This is a genomic window from Lentzea sp. HUAS TT2 (assembly GCF_051853195.1).
Taxonomy (GTDB): domain Bacteria; phylum Actinomycetota; class Actinomycetes; order Mycobacteriales; family Pseudonocardiaceae; genus Lentzea.
On the sequence record NZ_CP196667.1, the window covers coordinates 1,699,977 to 1,724,103 of the forward strand.

A 24,127-nucleotide genomic window follows, 5' to 3' on the forward strand; every position below is an offset into this window, starting at 1 on the left:
AGTGAAATTGATTCAGGTCTAGTGCGTGACCAGGGGTAGATCTAGACTCGCCCGATGGCACATGACGCGGATGTCATCGTCGTCGGCGCGGGCCTCGCAGGTCTCGTCGCGACCGCAGAGCTCGCGGACGCGGGTCGCAAGGTCATTCTCCTCGACCAGGAGCCGGAAGCGTCGCTCGGCGGCCAGGCCTGGTGGTCGTTCGGCGGGTTGTTCATGGTGGACACCCCCGAGCAGCGCAGGCTGCGGGTCAAGGACTCGCACGACCTGGCGTTGCAGGACTGGATGGGCTCGGCGGCCTTCGACCGGGACGAGGACCACTGGCCACGGCTGTGGGCACAGGCCTATGTGGACTTCGCGGCCGGGGAGAAGCGCTCCTGGCTGCACAACATGGGGGTGCGCTGGTTCCCGTTCGTGCAGTGGGCGGAGCGCGGCGGTTACCTGGCGGACGGGCACGGCAACTCGGTGCCGCGCTTCCACGTCACCTGGGGCACCGGGCCCGGCGTCGTCGAGCCGTTCGAGCGGCGGGTGCGGGAGGGTGTCGCGAAGGGACTCGTGACGCTGAAGTTCCGCCACAAGGTCACGAGCGTCAACGTCACCAACGGCGTGTGCGACGGCGTGTCCGGTGACGTGCTGGAGCCGTCGTCGGTCGGCAGGGCCGAGCCGAGCTCGCGCACGGTCGTCGGCGACTTCTCGTTGAAGGCGCAGGCCGTGATCGTCACGTCCGGCGGCATCGGCGGCAACCACGACCTGGTGCGCAAGAACTGGCCGGAGCGGATGGGCACGCCGCCGAAGTTCATGCTGGCCGGTGTGCCGGACTTCGTGGACGGCTCGATGCTCGAGATCACGCAGAAGGCCGGCGGCGCGATCATCAACGCCGACCGCATGTGGCACTACCCCGAGGGCATCGCGAACTACGCGCCGGTGTGGTCGCGGCACGGCATCCGCATCCTGCCAGGCCCGTCGCCGCTGTGGCTCGACGCCGAGGGCAAGCGGTTGCCGATCCCGCTGTTCCCCGGTTTCGACGCGCTGGGGTCGTTGCAGCACATCACCTCGCACGGCCACGAGCACTCGTGGTTCGTGCTGAACAAGAGGATCATCGGCAAGGAGTTCGCGCTGTCGGGCTCCGAGCAGAACCCGGACCTCACGGGCAAGGACACGAAGGCCGTCCTCAAGCGCGCACTGCCGGGTGCCGTCGCGCCGGTCGAGGCGTTCGCGCAGAAGTCCAAGGAGTTCATCCAGGCGGGCACGGTCGCGGACCTGGCCCGCGGCATGAACGCGCTGACCGGCGACTCGCGCATCGACGCGGCCGAGCTCGAGAAGACGATCGTCGAGCGCGACCGCCAGGTCACCGCGGGCCTGAGCAAGGACATGCAGGTCAACGCGATCCGCGCGGCCCGGCACTTCCTGACCGACAAGCTGATCCGCGTGGTCGAGCCGCATCGTCTGCTCGACCCGAAGGCCGGTCCGCTGATCGCGGTCAGGCTCTCGGTGGTCACCCGCAAGACGCTGGGCGGCCTGCACACCGACCTGTCGTCGCGCGTGCTCGACACGTCCGGCGAGGTGCTGCCGGGGCTCTACGCCGCCGGTGAGGCCGCCGGGTTCGGTGGCGGTGGCGTGCACGGGTACCGCGCGCTGGAGGGCACGTTCCTCGGCGGCTGCCTGTTCTCCGGACGGGTCGCCGGCCGTTCGGCGGCGGAGGCCGTCAAGTAGTTCTCGCGTGGTGGACGCGGGTTGACGGCCCCCCGGCTTGCGGCTGTGCTGAAGGCATGACGCAGATCGGTGTTCTGGTCGGCAACCCGCGGCCCGCCTCGCGCACGCTGCAGGCGGCCCTGGCCCTGCGCGAGGCCCTGGCCTCGACCCTGGGCGTGCCCGTCGACGGGCCCGTCATCGAGGCGGCGACCCTCGCACCCGCCGTCTTCACCGAACCGGACACCATCAAGGCCGCGCTGCAGACGCTCGGCCAGGCCGACGTGCTGGTGGTGGCGACACCGACGTACAAGGCCGCGTACACAGGCCTGCTGAAGGCCGTGCTGGACCAGGCACCGCCGGGCTGGCTCAAGGGCAAGATCGCCGTGCCGCTCCAGATCGCCGCCTCCGACAAGCACGCGCTGGCCGTCGAGGTGCACCTGCGCCCGGTGCTGGCCGAGCTGGGAGCACTGGTGCCGCAGGCGTTGTTCCTCAACGAGGCCGCGCTGCCCGCCGACGCCACGGACTTCGACCTGGACGCCCTGAAGGTGCTGCGATGAGGGAACAGCTGCGCAACGCGCTGAAGCACCACGCCCAGGCCGTCACGATCGTCACGGCCACCGGCGCCGAAGGTCCGGTCGGCACAACGGTTTCCTCGTTCACCTCCGTCTCGTTCGAACCGCCGCTCGTCGTGGTGTGGATCGGCGAGGGCGCCTCCGTGTGGCCGGTGCTGCGGACCGCGCCGCTGTTCGCCGTGCACCTGCTGCACGCCGAGCAGACCGCGCTGGCCGACCTGTTCGCGACCAAGGGCGTCGACCGGTTCGGGCCGGACACGCGCTGGCAGCACGACGACGACGGCGTGCCGTTGCTGCTGGACGCGCGGGTTCGGTTGCGCTGCAGGACTTCGCGGCGGATCGCGGTCGGCGACCACATCGCGCTGGTCGGCGAACCGCTGGACGTCACGCACACCGACATCGCCGCGCCCCTGGTGCGGCACCAGGGGCGCTACACCTCAGTCGCCTAACGTGCGCAGGATCTCCCGCGCCAGCACGTCGTTCTGCCGGAACGCCGGGGCGTTCGTGTGCGGCCGTGCGAACGCCGCGAACGCCTTCCCCGTCGTGTAAGGCCCCACGGCAAAGCGGACCGGGTCCTCCTCGCCGCGCTCGTTGACCAGGTGCCCCACCGGCGACACCCGGACCAGGCCGGCGGCGTCCTCGGAGACGTCGCCGACCGCGCGCAGCGACCGCAGCACCGGATCCGCCGTGCGCGACAACGAGTGCGTGGGCAGGCGGGCCTCGATGAGACCGTTGGCGCGCACCACGTCCGGCGTTGTCGCGCTGCCGGCCACGAAGGCGCCCTCCACCGCGTCCACCCACATGTCGGCGCCGAGGAACCGCACGATTCCCGCGCGCGACAACGCCAGCATCTCCTCCAGACGGTCCGGCGGCGGGCCGGAGGCCAGGTAGCTGAAGTAGCCGTGCCACCAGCCGTCGAACGGCATGAGCCCCGCCAGCTGGCCGTACACCGACAGCAGCGCCAGGAACGCCCCCAGATCGGCGCTGTGCCGCGGATCGGAGCGCCGGACGACGTCGGCCTCGACGTAGGAGCGCAGGTGTTCCTGGAACTCCTCGGCGGTCCCGAAGGTCACGCCCTGCAGAGGCCGGTCCAGGCGTTCGAAGTCGATGCGGTCGGCCGGGTCAGGCACCGCCAACGACTCCAGTTCGCGCATTTCGGTGCTGTACCAGGGCAAAGCGGTGAACGACGCGACGAACTCCACGAACGGCATGCGCACCAGGCCGGGGTGCCCGGTGAAGAGCTCGTGGTAGTGACCCCACGCGATCTCCTTGGCCATCAACGGCCACACGTCGCCGCGGAAGTCCAACTCCTGACCTTTCAGGGCGTCCGCGACGAAGAAGTTCGGCAGCGACGGACGCGTTCCCTGCAACCGGTAGCCCGTCTTGGAGTGGTACGGCACGCCCCGCCGCGAGCCGACGTAAAGCGTTGGCTCAGCACCAGAAGGCACGTACGTGAGTTGCCCGTCTGAACGCACGTATCGGCCACCACGCCCCTCGGTCAGCAACACCATCAGGTCGATGAACGCCAACCCGAACCCGCGCAGCACCACGTCCCCGGTCACCGCGGACAGGTCCGCGTCGGCCGAGTACAGCGGCGGCACGTAGACCAGGCCGTGCTCCGAGGCGTGCTCGGCCAGCTTGCGGTGCTCGGGCTCGGGATCGGCGTCGAGGTGCCCCAGGGCGAGCACGAGCACGTCACCGGTCAAGGACTCGCCGTTGTCCAGCGACACCCAGTTGCCCACGACCTTCAGCGCGGAGGCCTGATGCACGGTCACAGAGATGTTCGGAGGCAGAGATTTCCTTACGTGGTCGAAGAACCACTCCAGATACCTGCTCTGCACCTGGCGCGACGGGAACGAGGCCGGGTCGACGTCGGTCCACTCCGAGAGCGACGGACCGGGACGGATCGGGCCCGCGCCGTCGAACGAGGAGTCCGTGAAGACGGTGACGTCCTCGGCCATGGAGTTCATGCGCAGCAACGGGGACTGGGCGTGCCGCCACACCCGGCCCGCACCCGGCGGGAACGGGTCGACGACGTGCACCGCCAGCGGCAGCGTGGGCGACTGGGCGGCGATGCGTTCCAGCAGGCCGGCGGCACGAGGGCCGCCGCCGATCACGACGAGTGAGCGCATGCGCGTCTTTCCGTTGGAGGACAACGAGAAACGAGCCGCGCCCCTCAACGCGAACACCACCAGAGTACCCCGCGCGTGCAAGCAAATCCCGCTCTGTGGACGTCGTTGCGACGAAGCAGATCCGGGTGTGCACTCGAAGGGCGCCTCCCTCAACGCGCCCCAATCCCACCAACAGCTCTGGGGAATCGGTCATGCCAGTTGAGTTTCTCGGGATCGCCGCCACGAACGACGGCTCGGAGACGACGCCGCGGTCGTCCAGCAGTGCGTTCGACAAGGACTACACGCTCAGGCTCGCCAGGGCGCACGAGGAGCACGGGTGGGACCGCGTGCTGTTCGCGTACGGATCGGGTGCGCCGGAACCCTCCGCGGCGGCGGCCTACCTCGCCAGCAGGCTCGACAAGCTGCAGATCCTGCTGGCGCACCGGCCGAACGTGTCCTACCCGACGTTCGCCGCCAAGACGTTCGCGACGCTCGACCAGATCAGCGACGGCCGGCTGACCGTGCACTTCATCACCGGCGGCACGGACCACGAGCAGCAGCGCGAGGGCGACTACCTGACCAAGGACCAGCGCTACGGCCGCACCCGCGAGTACATCCAGATCGTCAAGAAGGCCTGGACCAGCAGGTCCGCGTTCGACCACGACGGTGAGCACTACCACTTCGCGGACTTCGTGAGCGACGTCTTCCCCGTGCAGCAGCCACGTCCGAACGTGTCGTTCGGCGGCTCCTCCCCCGCGGCCTACGCGGCGGGCGGCGCGGAGGCCGACATCTTCTGCCTGTGGGGTGAGCCGCTGGCCGAGACCGCGCAGCAGATCGAGTCGGTCAAGCAGGCGGCGAAGGACGCCGGGCGCACGGACGTGCCGCGCATCCAGGTCGCGTTCCGGCCGATCATCGCGCCGACTGAGGAACTGGCCTGGGAGAAGGCGCACCGGACGGTCGAGCGGATCGAGGCGCGCAAGGCAGGCGGGCCGCTGAGCCGCCGGCATTCGCTGACCAACCCGGAGAACACCGGCTCGCAACGACTTCTGGCCGTCGCGGAACGCGGTGAGCGGTTCGATCGTGCTTTGTGGACGCCGACCGCGAAGGCAACAGGCGGTGCGGGCAACTCCAACGCGCTGGTCGGCACTCCGGAGACCGTCGCGCAGGCGTTGCTGGACTACTACGACCTCGGCGTCGACATCCTCTCGGCGCGCGGTTACGACCTGCTCGACGACGCGATCGACTTCGGCCGGTACGTGATTCCCATCGTGCGCGAGGAGGTCGCGAAGCGAGACCGGGCCAGGGCCGCATGACGACTCTCGAAGTGCGCCGTGTCCGGCAATCGGATCCGGAAGCGGCGCCATTAGTAGCCGAGCTCACGTACGAATACACGTCTCGATACGGCCCGATGGGTGCAGAGGAGATGCGACGGGCGGCGGATGTTTTCGAGCCTCCGCACGGGCAGTTCCTCCTTCTCATGGAGTCCGGAGTGGCGGTCGCGGGTGGCGCGTTCAAGCGGTACGACGACGAAACGGCCGAGATGAAGCGGATCTGGACGCATTCCCAGCACCGCCGGCGTGGATTGGCACGGCGCGTGCTCGTCGAACTCGAGAACGAGGCCAGAACGTTTGGATACAGCAGGATCTACCTGACGACGGGGCCGCGTCAGCCCGAAGCGAAAGGGCTCTACCTGGCGACCGGTTACACACCGTTGTTCGACGTTGATACAGACCCTCTGACAATTGGCCCACTGGCCTTCAGCAAGGTGATTCACTAGTTCAATCGAGTGAATTCGTGGCGGATCTGTCGATTCTCGACCGGGATTCGGGGTTCGGTTGGACAGGTTGTGACTGATCAGTAGGCTTGTCCGCTGGACCCACACCCGGTGGGTGGTACCGCATCGGGGTTGTCACCCGTTCGACCGAATCCGAATGGCCGCCAGAGCTGAATGAACATGGTCGACGACAGAGAGGCCGCTGCCGCATGGGCGGCGGCGATCTCCAACACCCTCGTCGCGAACTTCACGCGCGAGAAGCTCGAGCAACTGCTCGGCGGTTACGTCGGGCAGCTGCTCAGTGGTGGCGTGGGCGAGGCACGGCAGATCGGCCGGTCCATGGTCGAGCACGACTTCATCGCCTCGGCGACGCTGGAGCAGACGCTCGTCTTCCTCGGTGAGCGGACCGCGGTGACGCCCGCCCAGCTGGCCGCGCTCGCCGCCGGGTTCGCCGAAGGACTGCGCGACCGCACGCTCGACCAGCAGGAGCTGAGCCGCGCGGCCGCGATCAACACGATGCGCAGGGCCGAGAGCGCGGTCAGGGCGAGCGAGGCCAAGTTCAGGGCGATCTTCGAGAGCGCGGCGTTCGGGATCGTGGTGAGCGGCCTCAAGGGCGAGATCATCGACGTCAACGAGGCGTTGCTGGCGATGCTCGACTACAAGCACGACGAGCTGCGCAAGATGAGCGGCCGCGAGATCGTGCACCCCGACGACAGGGCAGGACTGCGGGAGCTGACCAGGCAGCTGGTCGCGTCCGGGCACGACAACGTCCGGGTCGAGAAGCGGATGGTCCGCAGCGACGGCGAGACGATCCAGACGCACATGGCGATCTCGGTGGTGCGCGAGGAGGACGGCACGCCGCCGTACCTCGTCACGATGATCGAGAACATGAGCGAGATGCGCGCGCTGCAGACGCAGCTCGTGCGGCAGAGCCTCAACGACGCGCAGACGGGCCTGCCCAACCGCGCGCAGTTCCTCGGCTGGCTGGAGGGCGCGGTCGGCTCGAAGGGGCCGGAGACGCTCGCGCTGGTGCAGGTCGACATCGACGGGTTCCGCGGCGTGAACGACGCGTTCGGGCACGAGGCGGGCAACCGGGTGCTGATGCACGTCGCGACGCACCTGCGGACGGTGTTCTCCGAGGAGATCGCCAAGGTCGCGCGCATCGGCGAGGACGAGTTCGGCGTCCTGGTCAAGGACCCGCAGGACGTGCGCAGCGTGGTCGCCCTGGTCGAGGACTTCACGGCACGCCTGGAGGAGCCGATCTGGATCGCCCAGCACGGCGTCGGCGTGACGACCAGCGTCGGCATCGTGGCGCGGGCGGCGCGCGGCAGTGATGCGGAGGACCTCCTGCGGGCCGCGGACGTCACGGTCGGCTGGGCCAAGCGCGACGGCAAGGCGCAGTGGGCGCTGTACGACCGCGAACGGGACGTGCACGACAAGGAGAGGTACGCGCTCGCGGCCTCGATCCCGGGCGCGCTGGAAGAGGGCCAGTTCCGCGTCGACTACGTGCCGGTCCACTCGCTGGCCGACGGCTCGGTGCTCGCATTGGAAGCCAAGATCGTCTGGGATCACCCCCAGCGCGGGGTGCTGTGCCCCGACACGTTCCTCGACCAGTCCTCGAACAACGGCATGATCGTCCGCCTGGTGCACTGGGCGCTGGAGGACGCGTGCCGGCACGCGGCCGACTGGTACCTGGCGCTGGGCGAGCGGATGCCCGCCCTCTCCCTGGACCTGCCGCCGCGGCTGTGCCAGGAGCCAGAGCTCGTCGCCGAGGTCGCCCGCGTGCTGGACCGCACCGGCCTGCCCGCGTCGCTGCTGCGTTTCGAGCTGCACGAGCACCTGCCAGCGTTGCTGAACGACGAGCAGCTCGACGAGCTCACGATCCTGGCCGAGCGCGGCATCGGGCTGGTGCTGGACCAGGTGAACGGCGGCAACGTCGGTGTCGACCGGCTGCGCAGGCTGCCGTTGACCGGCGTGAAGTTCACCGGCTCCGTCGTGCACGGCCTGGACGAGGGCGCGAACCGCGTGGAGGAGAGCGCGTCGGTCACCCTGCTGCGGTGGGCGTCGATCCTGAAGCTGCCGCTCTACGCCGAGGACGTGCGCACCGAGGCCGAGGCCTCCCGGCTGGCCGAGCTGGGCGTGACGGGCGGGCAGGGCGCGCACTTCGGGCCGCCGCTGTCGGCCTCAGGCGTTTCCGCGCTTCTTCTCAGCTAGTTCTTATCAGGGTTTTCCAGGGTTTCGGCACAGCTGGCTCACATGATGGGGGTCCATCGTGGAGTCATGACCGAGCAGAGCTTCCCCGCGATGAGCGGGTCACTGGTGGAACCGCAGCCCGCCGTTACCCCGGCGCCGAAGTTCTGGCGCCGCACGGCCCCGATGCTGACGGCGGCGGCACTCGTCGCCGGTCTGTTCGGAGGTGTCACCGGAGCGGTGATCGCCTCACCGGACGCCACCCCCACCTCCACCTCCGTCTCCGCGCAGACGATCTCCAACACGTCCACTCTGGACTGGAGTGCCGTCGCGTCGGACGTGCTGCCCTCCGTGGTGCAGGTCAACGTCGGCAACGGCCTCGGCTCCGGCGTGATCCTCTCGGCGGACGGCAAGATCCTCACCAACAACCACGTGGTCGCCTCGTCCGGCGGCCAGATCACCGTGAAGTTCAACGACGGCCGCGAACTGCCCGCCACCGTCGTCAACACGGACCCCGCCTCGGACCTGGCCGTGCTGCAGGTCTCCGGTGCCTCGGGCCTGACGCCGATCAAGTGGGCGGACTCGGGTTCGGTGAAGGTCGGTGACGCGGTGATGGCCATCGGTTCGCCGTCAGGCCTGCAGGGCACCGTGACGACCGGGATCGTCTCGGCCCTGGACCGCAAGGTGACCGTGCCCGGGGAGACCCGCCGCGCCTCTTCCGTGTCGTACCAGGCGATCCAGACCGACGCGTCGATCAACCCCGGCAACTCCGGCGGGGCGCTGGTGAACGCGGCCGGTGAGCTGATCGGCATCAACTCGGCGATCTACTCGCCGGCGTCGAGCAGCGGTGAGGCAGGCAGCGTCGGCATCGGGTTCGCGATCCCGTCCAACACCGCCAAGCAGATCGTGGGCCAGCTGAGCTGACGAACGAACGACCAGGGCCGCGGCGACGCCGCGGCCCTCAGCCATGTCAGGACAACCAGTCCGGGCGCAACGGCATGTGCGACGTCGTCCCGTCCAGCCGCACCCCGAGCACCTGGTGCAGCTGGATGTTGTTGCGTTCGAACCCGAGCCGCGACGCAGCCAGGTACAGCCGCCACACCCGTGCCCGGGCCTCGCCGACGTCCTCGACGGCTTCCTCCCAGTGCTTCTCGAGGTTGCGGCTCCACGCGGCCAGGGTCAGCGCGTAGTGCTCGCGGATGTTCTCCTCGTGCCGCACCTCGAACCCGGTGTCGTGCATCAGCGACACGAGATGGCCGGGCCCGACCAGCTCACCGTCCGGGAACACGTACCGGTCGATGAACGGCCCGGACAACGCCCGCTCCTTGTTGTTCGGCCGGGTGATGCAGTGGTTGAGCAGCCGTCCGCCGGGCTTGAGCTTGCGGTACAGCGACGAGAAGTAGGCCGGCAGCTTGGCCTTGCCGATGTGCTCGGTCAGGCCGATCGACGACACCGCGTCGAACCCGGTCTCGCGCACGTCCCGGTAGTCCAGGTGCCGCACCTCCGCCAGGTCCGACAGCCCGGCCTCGACGATCGCCTTCTGCGCCCACTCCGCCTGGTTGCGCGAGAGCGTGACGCCGATCGCCCGCACCCCGTACTCGCGGGCCGCGTGCATGACCATGCCGCCCCAGCCGCACCCGACGTCCAGCAGCTTCATGCCGGGCTTGAGCCCCAGCTTGCGCGCCACCAGGTCGTGCTTGGCGAACTGGGCTTCCTCCAATGTGGACTCCAGCGTCGGGTACACCGCGCAGGTGTAGGCCATCGACGGGCCGAGGATCCACTCGTAGAACTGGTTCGAGACGTCGTAGTGGTGGGCGATGGCCTGCGAGTCGCGGGCCTTCGAGTGACGCAGGCCGTGCAGCCTGGTCTCCTGCGGCGGAGGCGTCACCTTGTGCGAGAACCGGATCCGGCCCAGGAACCGCAGCAGTTCCAGCCGTTGCAGGACCGGGAGCTCCCGCAGGGAGAACTCCGACAGCTGGGCGAGACCGGCGTGCACGTCGCCGAGGATCTCCAGGTGGCCCGTGACGTAGGCGCGGGCCAGACCCAGTTCACCGGGCGCGGAAGCCAGGTAGGACAAGGCTTCCGGTGTTTTGATGTCGATGGACACCGAGGCCGCGTTCGGCCCGGCGGTACTGCCGTCGTAGGCCTGGAAGCGAACGTCGCTGCCACCTGTGATGCGCTGGAAAATGGAGGCCAACCGCATTCATCGTCCCCTGACACACTTGGCGTACAGATCAGGCAGGCGGTTCGTCTGGTCGTACCGGGCCTTCACGGACCGGTAGTGCGAACCGTTGTAATGCCGCCAGAACTCGTCCTCGGTGTAGTAGGAGTCCGAGTACAGCGACTTGTGGCCGCCCAGCCGAGCCACCTCGCGCTCGATCAGCCGGTTGCGGTCACCCATCTTCTCTCCCGGACGCACCGGGACCTCCGACCAGAACCCGACGTTGACGTACAGCGTGTCCCTGTCCATCGGGTACAGCGGCCAGCCCGTGGTGTCGCGCAGGCGAACCGGGCACAGCCACACCGGCGTGATGCCGATCTCGCGGTCGAAGAAGTCGAGGAAGTCGGCGAGCCCGCCGACGGGGATCTCCACGTCCTGGATCACCGGCTCGACGTCCACCCTCGGCCGCAGCTGCCGGTGCTTCGCGACGAGCTTGCGGTACACGTCCGAACGCAGGTAGCGCTTCGGCCACATGCGACGGACGACCGGGTTCTGCGCGCCGAACGCCCGTGAGCACCAGAACCAGTCGGTGTCCCAGCGCCACAGGTAGTCGTGGATCGTGAGGTGGTCCGTTCGGCGTTTCTGGATGGACCGGTAGTAGATCTGGTTTCCCGTGTAGTCCGACGTGTAGGGCGCGATGTCGGCGTAGTGCCCCAGCGTCAGGTACATCTCACCCCGTGAGAACACGGTGCCGTCGACGAAGTCCGCCGAGCCGTCCTCGCAGACCTCCTCGATGACGGCGGCGCACTCGGCGAACGAACCGAACGGCACGTGCCGCAGCCGCACGTACTGCCGCACGGGCTCCAGCTCGATCTCGAGCCGCAGCGCGTAGCCGAGCGTCCCGTAGGAGTTGGGGAACGCGCGGAACAGGTCGTCGTCCGGTTTGGCGACGACCACCTCGCCGTCGCCGGTGAGGATCTCCAGCTCCCGCACGGACTCGTGCGGCAGCCCGTTGCGGAAGGACGTGGACTCGATGCCGAGTCCTGCCACCGCACCGCCGATGGTGATGGTTTTGAGCTGCGGCACCACTAACGGCATCAGGCCGTGGGGAAGTGTCGCGGCGACGAGGTTCTCGTAGGTGGTCATGCCCTGCACCTGTGCGGTGCGTCCGACCGGGTCCACTGACAGGACCTGGTCGAACCTGCCGACGTCGAGCCCGCCGGCCTGGTCGGCCCGAAACCGGAAGAGGTTCGACGTCTTCTTCGCGAGCCGCACTGGCGCACCTTCGCGCATCGCGGCGTACTGCGCGCTCAGCGCAGCCACGGCCGAGCTGTGCCCATGGTCACTCACCAGAACGACGTTATTCCTCGTCACCGTCCTTGTCGCGCCCAAAAGCCCGAATGGGCCAGCGATCTTTCATCACACCCTGCCCAAAGTTACTAGCGAGTAGTAGCGTGCGAGCCATGGCTACGCACGAGGTGACCAACCAGGTGCCGCCGCTGAGCGGTCACGACGTCGCGGACGACCCAGCCCTCCTCAGCTGGGTCGATGACGCCGGGCTGCACTCGCTGGGCAGGCTCGCCGGCAGCCACGAGTGGCAGGAGCACGGCAGGCTCGCGAACGCCCACCCGCCGGTGCTGCACACGCACGACCGGTTCGGGAACCGGATCGACGAGGTCGAGTTCCACCCTGCCTGGCACGAACTGATGAACGTGGCCGTTTCGCACGGATTGCACGCCTATGTCGACGGTGCACATTTGGAGCGCGCGGCCAGGTTCTACGTGTGGTCCCAGGTCGAGGCCGGCCACGGATGCCCGATTTCGATGACTTACGCGGCCGTGCCCGCTTTGCGCGTCGCGCCGGAACTGGCCGAAAGTTACGAACCCCTTCTCACCGCACGGAACTACGACTTCGGGCTGCGCGCGCCGCTGTCCAAGCAGGGCCTGATCGCCGGCATGTCCATGACCGAGAAGCAGGGCGGGTCGGACGTCCGCGCGAACACCACGGTCGCGAAGCCGGTGTCCGACGGCTACGTGCTGACCGGGCACAAGTGGTTCACGTCCGCACCGATGTCGGACGTGTTCCTGACACTCGCGCAGGCACCCGGCGGGCTGACGTGCTTCCTGGTGCCGCGGGTGCTGCCGGACGGCACGCGCAACCGGTTCTTCCTGCAGCGCCTGAAGGACAAGCTGGGCAACAAGTCCAACGCGTCCGCCGAGATCGAGTACGACGAGGCGTTCGCCTGGCGCGTCGGCGACGAGGGCCGCGGCGTGCGGACGATCATCGAGATGGTCAACACGACCCGCCTCGACTGCGTGCTCGGCAGCGCCGCGGGCATGCGCGCCGGGCTCAGGCAGGCCGCGCACCACGCCGCGCACCGCAAGGCGTTCGGGAGCTACCTGATCGACCAGCCCGCCATGCGCAACGTGCTGGCGGACCTCGCGATCGAGTCCGAGGCGGCGACCACGACCGCGATGTGGCTGGCAGGACACCGGCCGCGGCTCGCGCTCGCGGTCACCAAGTACTGGGTGTGCAAACGAGGCCCGGTGCACGCCGCCGAGGCGTTGGAGTGCCTGGGCGGCAACGGGTACATCGAGGACAGCGGGATGCCGAGGCTGTTCCGCGAGTCGCCGCTGATGTCGATCTGGGAGGGCTCCGGCAACGTCGCCGCGCTGGACGTGCTGCGCGCGATGAAGAAGGAGCCCGAGTCGGTGCAGGAGTTCCTCGCCGTCGTCACCGGGGTCGACCAGCGCGTCGACAGGGCGTTGCACGAGCTCGGCACCGCACTGTCCGATGTGGACGAGTCGCAGGCGCGGCGGGTCGTGGAGAAGATGGCACTGATCCTGCAGGGCGCCCTGCTGGTGAAGCACGGGCACCCCGCCGTCGCGGACGCGTTCCTCGGGTCACGGCTCGGCGGGGACTGGGGAGTCGCGTTCGGCACGCTCCCCAAGTCCACCGACTTCGCCTCGATCATCGACCGGGCCGTCACAAAAACGTAGGCCAGTACAGGCAGGTAACGATCCCGCGCTTGGGCTGCTGCTTCATAGGTCCCAAGATCCAGGCCTGTTGCCAGAAGTCGTCTCCGTTACCCCCCAAGCGGCCCAGCTCCTGGCTCTGCCGGCGTCTGCAAGTACCACCAACTCAACATCAACAGACACTTTCCTACCACCAACAGGCTTGCGAGGCTTGAAAGGGACGGCGCCTGTTCGCCATTCGGCGAACAGGTTGGGTGTGGTTGACGGCGATTCGATCAAGAGTTGGTGGTACTTGCAGACGCCTCGGCACCAACCAGGACACGAGGTTTCGGACAAGACCACTGGCCAGGTGCTCAGGCAGGGCACCCGTTCGGCAGGCGCGGCGAGTCCGGGCCGTAGAGATCACCGGTCAGGAACACGCACGTCGGCTGCTGCTCGAAGTCGTGGATGTTCGCGATCTCCAGGATCGTGAAGTTCCTCGTCTCCCCGACCCGCGACGCCTTGAAGTTCGTGCGTCCCGTCGCACCGAAGTACTCCAGCTCTCGCAGCTCCCCCGCGATCGCACCGCGGTGCGGAGTGCCACCGGCCAACCGGGCCTGGGCGTTGCCCACGGTGTCGAGGAAGAGTCCCGCCGCGTCGTAGGCGACCGCCATGTGCTCGCCCGGCCACGGCTTCGCGGGCTTGTCCTCCGCCGGCAGCGCGGACTGCTGGATCTCGCCGGCCAGCCTGCTGTAGCCGGCGCAGAAGGCGTCCAGCGGCAGGCCACCGCGCACCTTCTGGTCCGGTCTGCCCTCCACGCAGGACTTGCCGGCGAGCACGACGAGTCCGGCCATGCTCACGTACGACACGCGCATGCCGGCCAGCGAGTCACGGGTGCGGCTGGCCTTCTGCGCGATGAAACGGATGATCGCGTCGTCGGCCAGGATGCGCGGCAGCCGGTTCTTGTCGTAGCAGTCCTTGCCGACCGCCTGCAGGAACTCGCCGAAGTGCTCCTCACGGCCCGCGAAGAACACCAGTTCGCTGGAGTGGTCCTCGACGCACTGCGACGGCACCTCCTGCGGACTGTTCACCCACTCGTGCGCCTCGTACGGCACCTTCTCCCTGGCCAGTTCCTCTCCCAGCACGTTGACCAGGTTGTCGAGGTAGACGTCCGTCCCGCCGAGCCTCGGGTGGCGGATCGTCACCTTGGTCGCGCCGACGTGCTGCGCGTACCTCCTGACGAGGTCGGCCTGCCGGACGTTGCCGGGGATGAGCTGGAAGTACGTCGTCGAGAGCTTCGGCAGCGACGCCTCGGTCAGCGTGGTGCCGATGGTCGGCACGCCGAACGACCCGAGAGAGCTGATGACCTTCTGCGTCTGCTCGACGCTGCGGTCGAGCCCGACCACCCCGATGATGCTCGGATCCTTCTCCAGCAACGGGATCAGCAGCTCCGACAGCACGTCGTCCGCGCGGCCCATCTTCCCGCCGCCGTTCGCGACCACGACCCGCAGCAACGGGCCCGAGCTCGACCTGTCGTTCTGCTGCCGTTGCTTGAGCAGCATGCCCTCCAACTCCTCCGCCCTGGAGTGGTCGGCGTCGGGGTTGCTGTCCTTGTGAGTGAGGCTCGAGAAGTAGAGCAGCGTGACGAGCGGGCGCGCGGGCTCGGAGTCGTGCAGCCGTTCCGCCGTCTCGTTCTGCGCGAAGACCGCCTGCTGCGTCCACCTCAGCCGTTCGTTCGAGCCGAACACCTGGCCGCTGTTGTCGCTGTAGCCCAGGCACTCGACGTTGCCGCCGACGTCCATCAGCCGCGTCGAGACGCCCGGCGAGATCGCGGAGCCGACGATCGAGCAGTTGGCCTTGACGTTGTTCTGCACCGCCACGAACCCCGGCACCAGCAGCACCAGGACCACCGCCGCGATGATCGCCTCCAGCCGCCGCGACTTCGCGAGCCAGCGCACCGGTGCCGCCTGGAACGCGGGCGCGCCCTTCCACTTCTTGCGGTCCGGGCTCGGGAACGGCAGCCGGATCATCAGGTAGCGGGCGTCCGGCGCGAGCATCTGCCGTTTGCGCGGCAGCTCCTCCCGCCAGGTCGTCAACGCCTCCGCGGTCTCGTCCGGCGCGACGGGCGTGGTGCCGAGCCGCCGGGACAGCGCGGGCTGGCCTGAGCTCGCCGCGATCACCAGCAGCGGGTCCAGCTCGCCGGTCTCGTTGCGGACGTCGTTGATCAGCTCCAGCAGCTCCCAGCCGCCGTTGTCCTCGGTCACGCCGTCCAGCAGCGCGGGGATGTAGGCCGTGCGCCGCCAGCCGGCCCTGCGCGGGGTGAACCGGCGGCGCCGCCGGTACGCGATCCGCAGGTCCTCCAGGAACGCGTGCACGAGCAGCAGCTTGATCTGCTCCTCGTTCTCCGACTCCCGCCTGCCCAGCGTGAGGCGCTCGGCGAACCCGAGGAACTCGATGGAGTGGTTGGGCAGCGCGAAGTTCTGCCCGCGCATGAACCACTTCGACTCCCGCGCGAGCCCCGGCACTCGCTTACCGAGCCACCGGAAGCCGGCCTTGCTGCCGACCCACGCCACCAGCCCGAGACCCAGCCGCGTGACGAGGTTGGGGATGAACGCGTCCACGGCCCGGTTGAGCGCCTCGCCGTCCTGCGCGGTCCTGCCGGTCCACTGGCGCAGCAGCTCGATGACGCTCGCCCGGTCGTCACGGCCGGGCTTGCGCGGCAGCCTCTTGCTCGTGAGCCAGTCGACGAGCCGGTAATGGTCGAACCGCGTCAGCCGCTCGGTGCCGACGTGGACCTCCGACAGCTGCCGGCTCAGCACGTCCAGCAACGGCAACAACGGCGGCGTCTCACGCGCTTCTGGTGGCCATCTCTTGGCGACTTCCGCCCGCACCGAGGACACGTCGACATAGGCGTGCGGTATTGAAGGGCGGCCCTCGTCGAGCTTGTGTTCGAGCGCGCGCAGAAATGGCGTCGGGCTGTCTTCGCTCTCCAGGTAGAGCAGCGGAAGCGGCTGGTCACCGACCACTTCCTCGGTCTTGCTGCGGTAGAAGAAGCCGGGTCGGTCGCACAGCCCGTGAATGACTTCGAGAAGAACGTTCAACCCCGGGAAAACCGGTTCTGTCCGGCTACCTGTCATCTGCACCCTCACACTCGTGCGGAAGGCAGACGACGGTAGCCGGACAGTGCGATTCGAACCGGCGTTTTGAAGTTATTTAGATGGAACGGCCTAAAGCCCGAGCTCCCGCGCGATCAGCATCTTCTGCACCTCGGAGGTGCCCTCGCCGATCTCCAGGATCTTCGCGTCGCGGTAGAACCGGCCGACCGGGTACTCGTTCATGAACCCGTACCCGCCGAAGATCTGCGTGGCGTCGCGGGCGTTGTCCATCGCCGCCTCGGACGAGACCAGCTTCGCGATCGCCGCCTGCTTCTTGAACGGCTCGCCGCGCAGCATCCGGGACGCCGCCTCGTAGTAGGCCAGGCGCGCGGTGTGCACGCGGGCCTCCATCTCGGCGATCTTGAACTGGATCGCCTGGTAGGTACCGATCTTCGCGCCGAACGTCTCGCGCTCGTGGGCGTAGCGGACCGACTCGTCCACACAGCCCTGGGCGAGGCCGACCGACAGCGCGGCGATCGCGACGCGGCCCTCGTCCAGCGTGCGCAGGAACTGGGCGAAGCCGCGACCGCGGGTGCCGAGCAGGTTCGCCGCGGGCACTCGGCAGTCCTGGAAGGACAGTTCGCGGGTGTCGGAGGCGTTCCAGCCGACCTTGGAGTACTTCTTCGACACCACGAAGCCGGGGGTGCCGGCCGGGACGATGATCGAGGAGATCTCCTTGCGGCCGTCGGGCTGGGTGCCCGTGACCGCGGCGACCGTCACCAGGCCGGTGATGTCCGTGCCGGAGTTCGTGATGAACGCCTTGGTGCCGTTGATGACCCACTCGTCGCCGTCGAGGCGCGCGGTGGTGACCAGGGCGCCCGCGTCGGAGCCGGAGCCCGGTTCGGTGAGGCCGAACGCGCCGAGCTTCTGGCCGGACGTCAGCGAGGGCAGCCACTCGGCCTTCTGCTCGTCGGTGCCGAAGCGGTAGATGGGCATGGCGCCCAGCGAGGTCGCCGCCTCCACCGTGATCGCGACCGACGAGTCGACGCGCGCGAGCTCCTCCAGCGTGATGCACAGGGCGAAGTAGTCGCCGCCCATGCCGCCGTGCTCCTCTGGGAAAGGCAGGCCCAGCAGGCCCATCTGCCCCATCTTCGCGACGATCTCGTACGGGAACTCGCAGCGCTCGTAGAAGTCGCCGATGACCGGCGCCACCTCGTCGCGGGCGAACTCCTCGACGGTCTTGCGCAGGTCCTCGTACTCGCTCGGGAGCCTGAAGTCCAACATTGCTGTCACTCCTCGTGAGAGACGACGAGGGCCAGTACCTGGTCGAGTGCGACCTGCTGGCCTGCTTGCACGTTCACTTCGGCGAGCACGCCGTCGACCGGTGCGGTCACGGTGTGCTCCATCTTCATGGCCTCGACCACGAACAACGCTTGACCGGCGGTCACTTCCTCGCCCTGCCGCGCTCGAACCACGAGCACGGTTCCGGGCATCGGGGACTTCACCGGGCCACCGGAGGCCGCGGCACCGTCTGCGGCCCCGACCAGGAACTCGGCCTCGACCAACGCCCAGGAGGCGCCGTCGTGGCCCAGCCACAGCACGTCGCCGTCGCGGGCCATCGAGTAGCGGCGCGTGCCGACGAGCAGGTCGGCGCCTTCCCTGCGGGCTCGGGCGCGGACCGGTTCTCCGGCGCCCACAACGACTTCCTCGCCGCGCACGCGCACGTCGACGTCGTTGATCCGCCAGGTCGTCCAGGCGTGCTCACCGATGCGCCAGCCGCCCAGCTGGTCCCACGGGTCCTCGCCGTGCGGCTGCAGCGATCGCTCCAGGCCCGCCGCCACGTACACCTCGTCCGGGATCTCGACCGAGGTCAGCTCGTCCAGCTTCCGTTCGACGAGACCGGTGTCCAGAGCGCCTGAACGAACATCGGGATCACGCAGAAGTGCGCGCAGGAACGGGATGTTCGTGGTGACGCCGAGCAGCACCATCTTGCCGAGCGCGTGGTCGAGGCGCCGCAACGCTTCTTCCCTCGTGCGGCCGTGCGCGATCACCTTGGCCAGCATCGGGTCGTAGTCAGAGCCGACGACAAGTCCCTCGTACAGCCCGGAGTCGACGCGGACGTCGGCCGGTTCGCTCAACGCCAGCACGCGGCCACCGGTCGGCAGGAAGCCGCGCGACGGGTCCTCTGCGTAGACGCGGGCCTCGACCGAGTGGCCGTTCAGCTCGACGGCGACGTCCAGCACCTCACCGGACGCCACGCGGAGCTGCCACTCGACCAGGTCGACGCCCGTGACCATCTCGGTCACCGGGTGCTCGACCTGCAGCCGGGTGTTCATCTCCATGAAGAAGTAGTCACCCGACGTACCGTCCACGATGAACTCGACGGTGCCCGCGCCGACGTACCCGACGGACTTCGCCGCGTCGACCGCGGCGGATCCCATCGCCTCGCGCATCTCGGGCGTGAGGAACGGCGACGGCGCCTCCTCGATGATCTTCTGGTGCCGCCGCTGGAGGCTGCACTCGCGTTCACCGAGGTGGATCACGTTGCCGTGCGCGTCGCCGAGGACCTGGATCTCGATGTGCCGCGGGTTCGTGATGAACCGCTCGATCAGCAGCGTGTCGTCGCCGAACGACCCGCGCGCCTCCCGCCGTGCGGACTCGATCGCCTCGCGCAGCGCGGATTCCTCGTGCACCAGCCGCATGCCCTTGCCGCCACCGCCCGCGGAGGGCTTGAGCAGCACGGGGAAACCGATCTCCAGGGCGGCGTCGACGATCTCGTCGTCGGACATGCCCGCACGAGTGCGGCCCGGCACGACGGGAACACCCGCCGCCGACACCGTCAGCTTCGCGGGGATCTTGTCGCCCATCGCGTCGATCGCCGACGCGGGCGGTCCGACGAACACGATTCCCGCCGCGTCACAGGCCGCCGCGAACGCCGTGTTCTCGGCGAGGAAGCCGTAGCCGGGGTGGATCGCCTGCGCGCCAGTGGAAACAGCGGCGGCCACGATCTTCTCGATGGACAGGTAGCTCTCGCGAGCCGCGGCGGGCCCGATCCGCACGGCCTCGTCGGCCAGCCGGACGTGCAACGCCTCGGCGTCCGCGTCGGAGTACACGGCGACGGAACGGATCCCGAGCGACCGCAACGCGCGGATCACCCTGACCGCGATCTCCCCGCGGTTCGCCACCAGAACGCTGTCGAACATGATCACATCCGGAAGACGCCGTAGGAAACATCGTCGATGGGGGCGTTCGCCGCACTGGACAGGGCAAGCCCCAGCACCGTGCGGGTGTCACGCGGGTCGATCACGCCGTCGTCCCAGAGCCGCGCGGTCGAGTAGTACGGGTTGCCCTGGTCCTCGTACTGCTGACGGATCGGCGCCTTGAACGCCTCCTCGTCCTCGGCCGACCACTCGTCACCGAGCTGGTCGCGCCGCACGGTCGCGAGAACGGACGCCGCCTGCTCGCCGCCCATCACGGAGATGCGGGCGTTGGGCCACATCCACAGGAACCGCGGCGAGTACGCCCGGCCGCACATCGAGTAGTTGCCGGCACCGAAGCTGCCGCCGATGATCACGGTGAACTTCGGGACGCGCGCACACGCCACCGCGGTCACCATCTTGGCGCCGTGCTTGGCGATGCCGCCCGCCTCGTACTCGCGGCCGACCATGAAGCCGGTGATGTTCTGCAGGAAGACCAGCGGGATGGACCGCTTGTCGCACAACTGGATGAAGTGCGCGCCCTTCACGGCCGACTCGCCGAACAGGATGCCGTTGTTGGCGACGATCCCGACCGGATGGCCGTGGATGCGCGCGAAGCCGGTGACGAGCGTTTGCCCGTACTCCTTCTTGAACTCCTGGAACTTCGAGCCGTCGACGATCCGTGCGATGACCTCGCGCACGTCGTAGGGCGTCCGGGAATCCGTTGGCACCACGCCGTAAAGGTCGTCCGTGACGACCGGGGCCTCGACGGGCGCGACGTCCCACGGCCGTTGCACGCGCGGGCCCAGCGTCGAGATGATCGAGCGGACCATCCGCAGCGCGTGCGCGTCGTTCTCCGCCAGGTGGTCGGTGACGCCGGACGTCCGCGAGTGCAGGTCGCCGCCGCCAAGGTCCTCAGCGCTGACGACCTCGCCGGTCGCGGCCTTCACCAGCGGCGGACCGCCGAGGAAGATCGTGCCCTGGTTGCGAACGATGATCGCCTCGTCGCTCATCGCCGGCACGTACGCGCCACCGGCGGTGCACGACCCGAGCACGGCGGCGATCTGCGGGATCCCGCGCGCCGACATCGTGGCCTGGTTGTAGAAGATCCGCCCGAAGTGCTCGCGGTCGGGGAACACGTCGTCCTGCTTCGGCAGGAACGCGCCGCCGGAGTCGACGAGGTAGACGCACGGAAGGTTGTTCTGCAGCGCCACTTCCTGCGCGCGCAGGTGCTTCTTGACCGTGATCGGGTAGTAGGTGCCGCCCTTGACCGTGGCGTCGTTCGCGACGATCACGCACTCACGGCCGGAGACCCGCCCGACGCCGGTGATGATGCCCGCGGCCGGCGCCTCGTCGCCGTACATGCCGTTGGCGGCCAGCGGCGACAGCTCCAGGAACGGCGAACCGGGGTCGACCAGCGTGTCCACGCGCTCGCGCGGCAGCAGCTTGCCGCGGTCGACGTGCCGCCGGCGTGCCTTCTCGGGACCCCCGAGTGCAGCGGTGGCGAGCTTGCCGCGCAGCTCGTCGACGAGCGCGGTGTGCTCCTTGGCGTAGCGGTCCGACGGCTCGGCGGCGCTGCGCAGGACAGGTGCGTCCATGCTCCCCAGACCTCAGGTTAGCGGGCGTTAACATCCTCATGTTAGCGCCCGCTAACCTAGCGGTCCACCGGAACGCCTCGAGAGTGACCCGAACGCAGGTCAGCAGCCTTTCAGGCACTCTCACGTTCCGGAAAACGTCACCCGATCACTGACCGCAGAGCGGGCAGGTAGCCGCTCTGGTGACCGGCGCGGTTCGGGTGGTACGACTCCTCGACCGGCCAGCTCAGGCTGTTGAGCCACCAACTCGACGAGCAGATCTCGTGCCCGGTGAACGCCCCGCGCACGTCGACGTAGCTGAACCCGGCCGCCGCGGCCCGCGCGCCGATCGTGGCGTGCAGCGCGTCGGAACCGGAGTTGATCGCGGCCCGCTTGGTGTCGCTCAGGCCGACGTTGCAGGAGCCCGGCACCTTGTAGATGCGCGGGTAGCCGAGCACGACCACGCGCGCCGACGGGGACTTCGCCCTGATGGTGCTGTAGACGTTGTTGAGCAGCCCGGGAAGCGTGTTGGCGGCGTAGGCCTTCGCCGTGTTCACCCGGTTGGTGCAGTCCTGGTCCGAGCCGAAGGTGCACGTGGTGATGACGTCGGTGAAGCCGGCGTCGTTGCCGCCGACCTGCACGGTGACCAGGTTCGTCGCCGCTGTGAGGTTGTTGGCCTGGGTGATGACGTCACCTGTTCGCGCACCCGAACAGGCCACGGACTTGAACGTCGCGGGCGCTGTCGCCGCGGCGTAGAGGGCTGGATACGCGAGCGGGCCGCGCTTGCAGCTGCCGCTGGAACCGTCATAACTGCCGGTCCCGAGCCCGGAGGCGTACGAGTCGCCCAGTGCGACGTAGTTGACGGCTGCCGCGCCGGCGGGGTTGGCGAGCGCGATGACGGCCGCGGCGGCGGTGACCACCGAGGCGAGGAAGTAAGCAGGACGCATCGAAGACTCCCGAAGGGGCCGCAGGGTGTGATGCATTGCACGTCAATGGTTACTCACGAGTAAGGCCTGTGTGAAGTATTCGTCAATAGTCAACGTTCAGGGCTTGCACCTGCGCGAATTCCACCCATCGGACGACGATGTGAACGGCTGCTAACCTCCTTCCGTGGTCGAGAAACCCTCACGTCGGGACCAGATCCTCAACGCCGCGGCCGAACTCTTCGCGCGCCACGGCTTCCACGGCGTGGGCATCGACGACATCGGTGCGGCCGTGGGCATCTCCGGCCCTGCCCTCTACCGGCACTTCCGCAGCAAGGACGCGATGCTCGGCGAGATGCTGACGTCGATCTCCGAACGACTGCTCGACGGCGGCCAGGCGCGGGTGGACGCCGCCTCCAACGCCGACGAGGCGTTGCGGGAGCTGATCGGCTGGCACGTCGACTTCGCGCTGGACGACCCCGCGCTCATCACCGTGCAGATGCGCAACCTCGCGAACCTCACCGACCCGGACCGCCGGCGCGTGCGTGCCTTACAACGCCGCTACGTCGAGGTGTGGGTCGAGACGATCCGGCGCACGGTGCCGGAGTTCGACGAGCCGACCGCGCGTGCCGCCGCGCACGCCGTGTTCGGGCTCATCAACTCGACCCCGCACAGCGCGCACCTCGACCGCGACCAGATGGCCGCGCTGCTGTCCCGGATGGCACTGGCCTCGCTCACGCCCGCCGTCGTCACGTCATAGCTCGACCGATAGCCGCAACGCGTGCGGCTGACCTGGTGAACTGGCGATCAGCCGAGACCAGTCCGTAACCTTGCCCGACAATGGGCGCCCGCAAACTCCTCCTCCGGCTTCCGGCCTGGTTCCGGTTCACGGTGATCACGCTCGCCGTGTTCGTCTGCGGGGTGATCGCCTCACGACCCGCCACCGGGGACGACGGGCTGCCGCGCAGCGCCGACGTGATCGCCGCGGCCAACGCCGTCGACGCGTTCGTGACGCCGTCCGCGACACACGACCCGTACGTCAACCTGCCTGGCGACTTCGCGCGCGAGATGGGCAGAGATCCCAAGACCGTGACGGCGCCGGACGGGACGCTCAGGGTCGTCGACGCCGGCGGCGGGTGTTCGGGGCCGGCCGGGGACACCGAGTGGGACTTCAGTGCCGCGTGCCGCGCGCACGACCTGGGCTACGACCTGTTGCGCTACGCCGACCACAAGGGCGATCCGCTCGGACCGCAGGCGCGCAAGGCGCTGGACGACCGGCTCACGATCGACCTGCACGCGCAGTGCCGGCTGAACCCGCGCGGTGCCGAGCAGAGCTGTCACGCGGTGGCCGAGACCTACGCGCTGGGACTGAAGTTCAACTCGTGGCGGCAGCGCTGGGGCGCTCCTGGCCACGAACCCGTGGTGGCGTGGGCGTTCGGCAGCGCGATGGTGGTGTTCCTGCTGCTGGCCAGGCTGCACGGCCGTCGTCGCGACGAGACGGCCTCGCTGCCGCCGGTGCTGGAGCACGCCGAACAGGACCGGTACGCGACGTTCCTGCGGCTCTTCAGCCTGGCGTTGCTCGTGCTCGGCGAGACGGTCGCGATGCTCGCGCACCTGCGGGGGTCCGGCACGTCGTGGTTGTGGGCGTTGCAGGCGGTGCCGTTGTTCTTCTTCGCCGGCGGGCACGCGAACCTGCGCAGCTGGCACGCGCACCAGGGCGGTTTCGGGTGCTGGGTGTCGAGCCGGACGTCGTGGCTGCTGCGGCCCGTGATGGCGTTCGTGCTGCTGTGGGTGGTGCTGTTCGCGGCGCTGAACCTGATGGACGTCAAGGTCGACGCGTACAGCCGGTTGATCACGCATCCGTTGTGGTTCGTCGGGGTCTACCTG

17 protein-coding genes and 1 pseudogene are annotated in these 24,127 nt (G+C 68.7%); 10 read left to right on the forward strand and 8 right to left on the reverse strand.

Going from position 1 to position 24,127, the window contains the following annotated elements:
• Window positions 1–54 precede the first annotated feature (54 nt).
• Genes ACSHWB_RS08320 through ACSHWB_RS08330 form a run of 3 tightly spaced genes read left to right on the forward strand, consistent with a single transcriptional unit; the run spans window position 55 to window position 2,710 of the window.
• On the forward strand, window positions 55–1,710 hold the full coding sequence (locus ACSHWB_RS08320; RefSeq protein WP_439661502.1) for an FAD-binding dehydrogenase: 1,656 nt from the start codon (window positions 55–57) through the stop codon (window positions 1,708–1,710).
• Between the two features lie 56 nt (window positions 1,711–1,766).
• The gene (locus ACSHWB_RS08325) at window positions 1,767–2,246 is read left to right on the forward strand and encodes an NADPH-dependent FMN reductase (RefSeq protein WP_439661503.1); all 480 of its coding nucleotides are present in this window, start codon (window positions 1,767–1,769) and stop codon (window positions 2,244–2,246) included.
• Entirely contained in the window at window positions 2,243–2,710 is a 468-nt protein-coding gene (locus ACSHWB_RS08330; RefSeq protein ID WP_439661504.1) for a flavin reductase family protein, read from the forward strand. The genes ACSHWB_RS08325 and ACSHWB_RS08330 overlap by 4 nt, the downstream gene beginning before the upstream one ends.
• Here the strand turns inward: ACSHWB_RS08330 and ACSHWB_RS08335 are convergent.
• A complete protein-coding gene (locus ACSHWB_RS08335; protein WP_439661505.1) occupies window positions 2,699–4,393 on the reverse strand; it encodes an FAD/NAD(P)-binding protein in 1,695 nt (564 codons plus the stop codon). The two genes, ACSHWB_RS08330 and ACSHWB_RS08335, sit on opposite strands and share 12 nt — an antisense overlap.
• A gap of 191 nt (window positions 4,394–4,584) precedes the next feature.
• Between ACSHWB_RS08335 and ACSHWB_RS08340 the strand changes: the two genes are divergently transcribed.
• The 4 genes from ACSHWB_RS08340 (at window position 4,585) to ACSHWB_RS08355 (ending at window position 9,260) form a co-directional block, all read left to right on the forward strand.
• Window positions 4,585–5,685, forward strand: coding sequence for an LLM class flavin-dependent oxidoreductase (locus tag ACSHWB_RS08340; RefSeq protein ID WP_439661506.1), 1,101 nt, complete (start codon window positions 4,585–4,587; stop codon window positions 5,683–5,685).
• Entirely contained in the window at window positions 5,682–6,149 is a 468-nt protein-coding gene (locus ACSHWB_RS08345; protein ID WP_439661507.1) for a GNAT family N-acetyltransferase, read from the forward strand. The genes ACSHWB_RS08340 and ACSHWB_RS08345 overlap by 4 nt, the downstream gene beginning before the upstream one ends.
• A 177-nt stretch (window positions 6,150–6,326) precedes the next feature.
• Entirely contained in the window at window positions 6,327–8,360 is a 2,034-nt protein-coding gene (locus ACSHWB_RS08350; RefSeq protein WP_439661508.1) for a putative bifunctional diguanylate cyclase/phosphodiesterase, read from the forward strand.
• Between the two features lie 66 nt (window positions 8,361–8,426).
• On the forward strand, window positions 8,427–9,260 hold the full coding sequence (locus ACSHWB_RS08355) for a S1C family serine protease (RefSeq protein WP_439661509.1): 834 nt from the start codon (window positions 8,427–8,429) through the stop codon (window positions 9,258–9,260).
• A 46-nt stretch (window positions 9,261–9,306) separates the two neighbouring features.
• On the opposite strand, the gene ACSHWB_RS08360 is transcribed toward ACSHWB_RS08355, so the two are convergent.
• Window positions 9,307–10,539, reverse strand: coding sequence for a class I SAM-dependent methyltransferase (locus tag ACSHWB_RS08360; protein WP_439661510.1), 1,233 nt, complete (start codon window positions 10,537–10,539; stop codon window positions 9,307–9,309).
• Window positions 10,540–11,790, reverse strand: a complete 1,251-nt coding sequence (locus ACSHWB_RS08365; protein ID WP_439664546.1) for an FAD-binding oxidoreductase — start codon at window positions 11,788–11,790, stop codon at window positions 10,540–10,542.
• 170 nt (window positions 11,791–11,960) lie between these two features.
• On the opposite strand from ACSHWB_RS08365, the gene ACSHWB_RS08370 reads away from it, so the two are divergent.
• Window positions 11,961–13,496 (forward strand): acyl-CoA dehydrogenase family protein, encoded by a 1,536-nt coding sequence (locus tag ACSHWB_RS08370; protein WP_439661511.1) that lies wholly within the window; start codon window positions 11,961–11,963, stop codon window positions 13,494–13,496.
• Between the two features lie 329 nt (window positions 13,497–13,825).
• Here ACSHWB_RS08370 and ACSHWB_RS08375 read toward each other — a convergent pair whose 3' ends face one another.
• The 5 genes from ACSHWB_RS08375 to ACSHWB_RS08395 form a co-directional block, all read right to left on the reverse strand.
• Entirely contained in the window at window positions 13,826–16,552 is a 2,727-nt protein-coding gene (locus tag ACSHWB_RS08375; protein WP_439661512.1) for a hypothetical protein, read from the reverse strand.
• Window positions 16,553–16,678: 126 nt separating this feature from the next.
• Window positions 16,679–17,830, reverse strand: a complete 1,152-nt coding sequence (locus ACSHWB_RS08380; RefSeq protein WP_439661513.1) for an acyl-CoA dehydrogenase family protein — start codon at window positions 17,828–17,830, stop codon at window positions 16,679–16,681.
• Between the two features lie 5 nt (window positions 17,831–17,835).
• Window positions 17,836–19,749: an acetyl/propionyl/methylcrotonyl-CoA carboxylase subunit alpha gene (locus ACSHWB_RS08385; protein WP_439661514.1), complete on the reverse strand. Its 1,914-nt coding sequence runs from the start codon at window positions 19,747–19,749 to the stop codon at window positions 17,836–17,838.
• Between the two features lie 2 nt (window positions 19,750–19,751).
• The gene (locus ACSHWB_RS08390; protein ID WP_439661515.1) at window positions 19,752–21,341 is read right to left on the reverse strand and encodes a carboxyl transferase domain-containing protein; all 1,590 of its coding nucleotides are present in this window, start codon (window positions 21,339–21,341) and stop codon (window positions 19,752–19,754) included.
• A gap of 137 nt (window positions 21,342–21,478) precedes the next feature.
• Window positions 21,479–22,264 carry an SGNH/GDSL hydrolase family protein gene (locus ACSHWB_RS08395; protein ID WP_439661516.1) on the reverse strand — a complete coding sequence of 262 codons (786 nt, stop codon included), beginning with the start codon at window positions 22,262–22,264 and terminating at the stop codon, window positions 21,479–21,481.
• A 163-nt stretch (window positions 22,265–22,427) separates the two neighbouring features.
• Between ACSHWB_RS08395 and ACSHWB_RS08400 the strand changes: the two genes are divergently transcribed.
• Together ACSHWB_RS08400 and ACSHWB_RS08405 are read left to right on the forward strand one after the other, a co-directional pair.
• A complete protein-coding gene (locus ACSHWB_RS08400; protein ID WP_439661517.1) occupies window positions 22,428–23,000 on the forward strand; it encodes an SACE_7040 family transcriptional regulator in 573 nt (190 codons plus the stop codon).
• A gap of 308 nt (window positions 23,001–23,308) precedes the next feature.
• Window positions 23,309–23,542 (forward strand): annotated as a pseudogene (locus tag ACSHWB_RS08405) (hypothetical protein); the annotation flags it as partial.
• Between the last annotated feature and the right edge of the window lie 585 nt (window positions 23,543–24,127).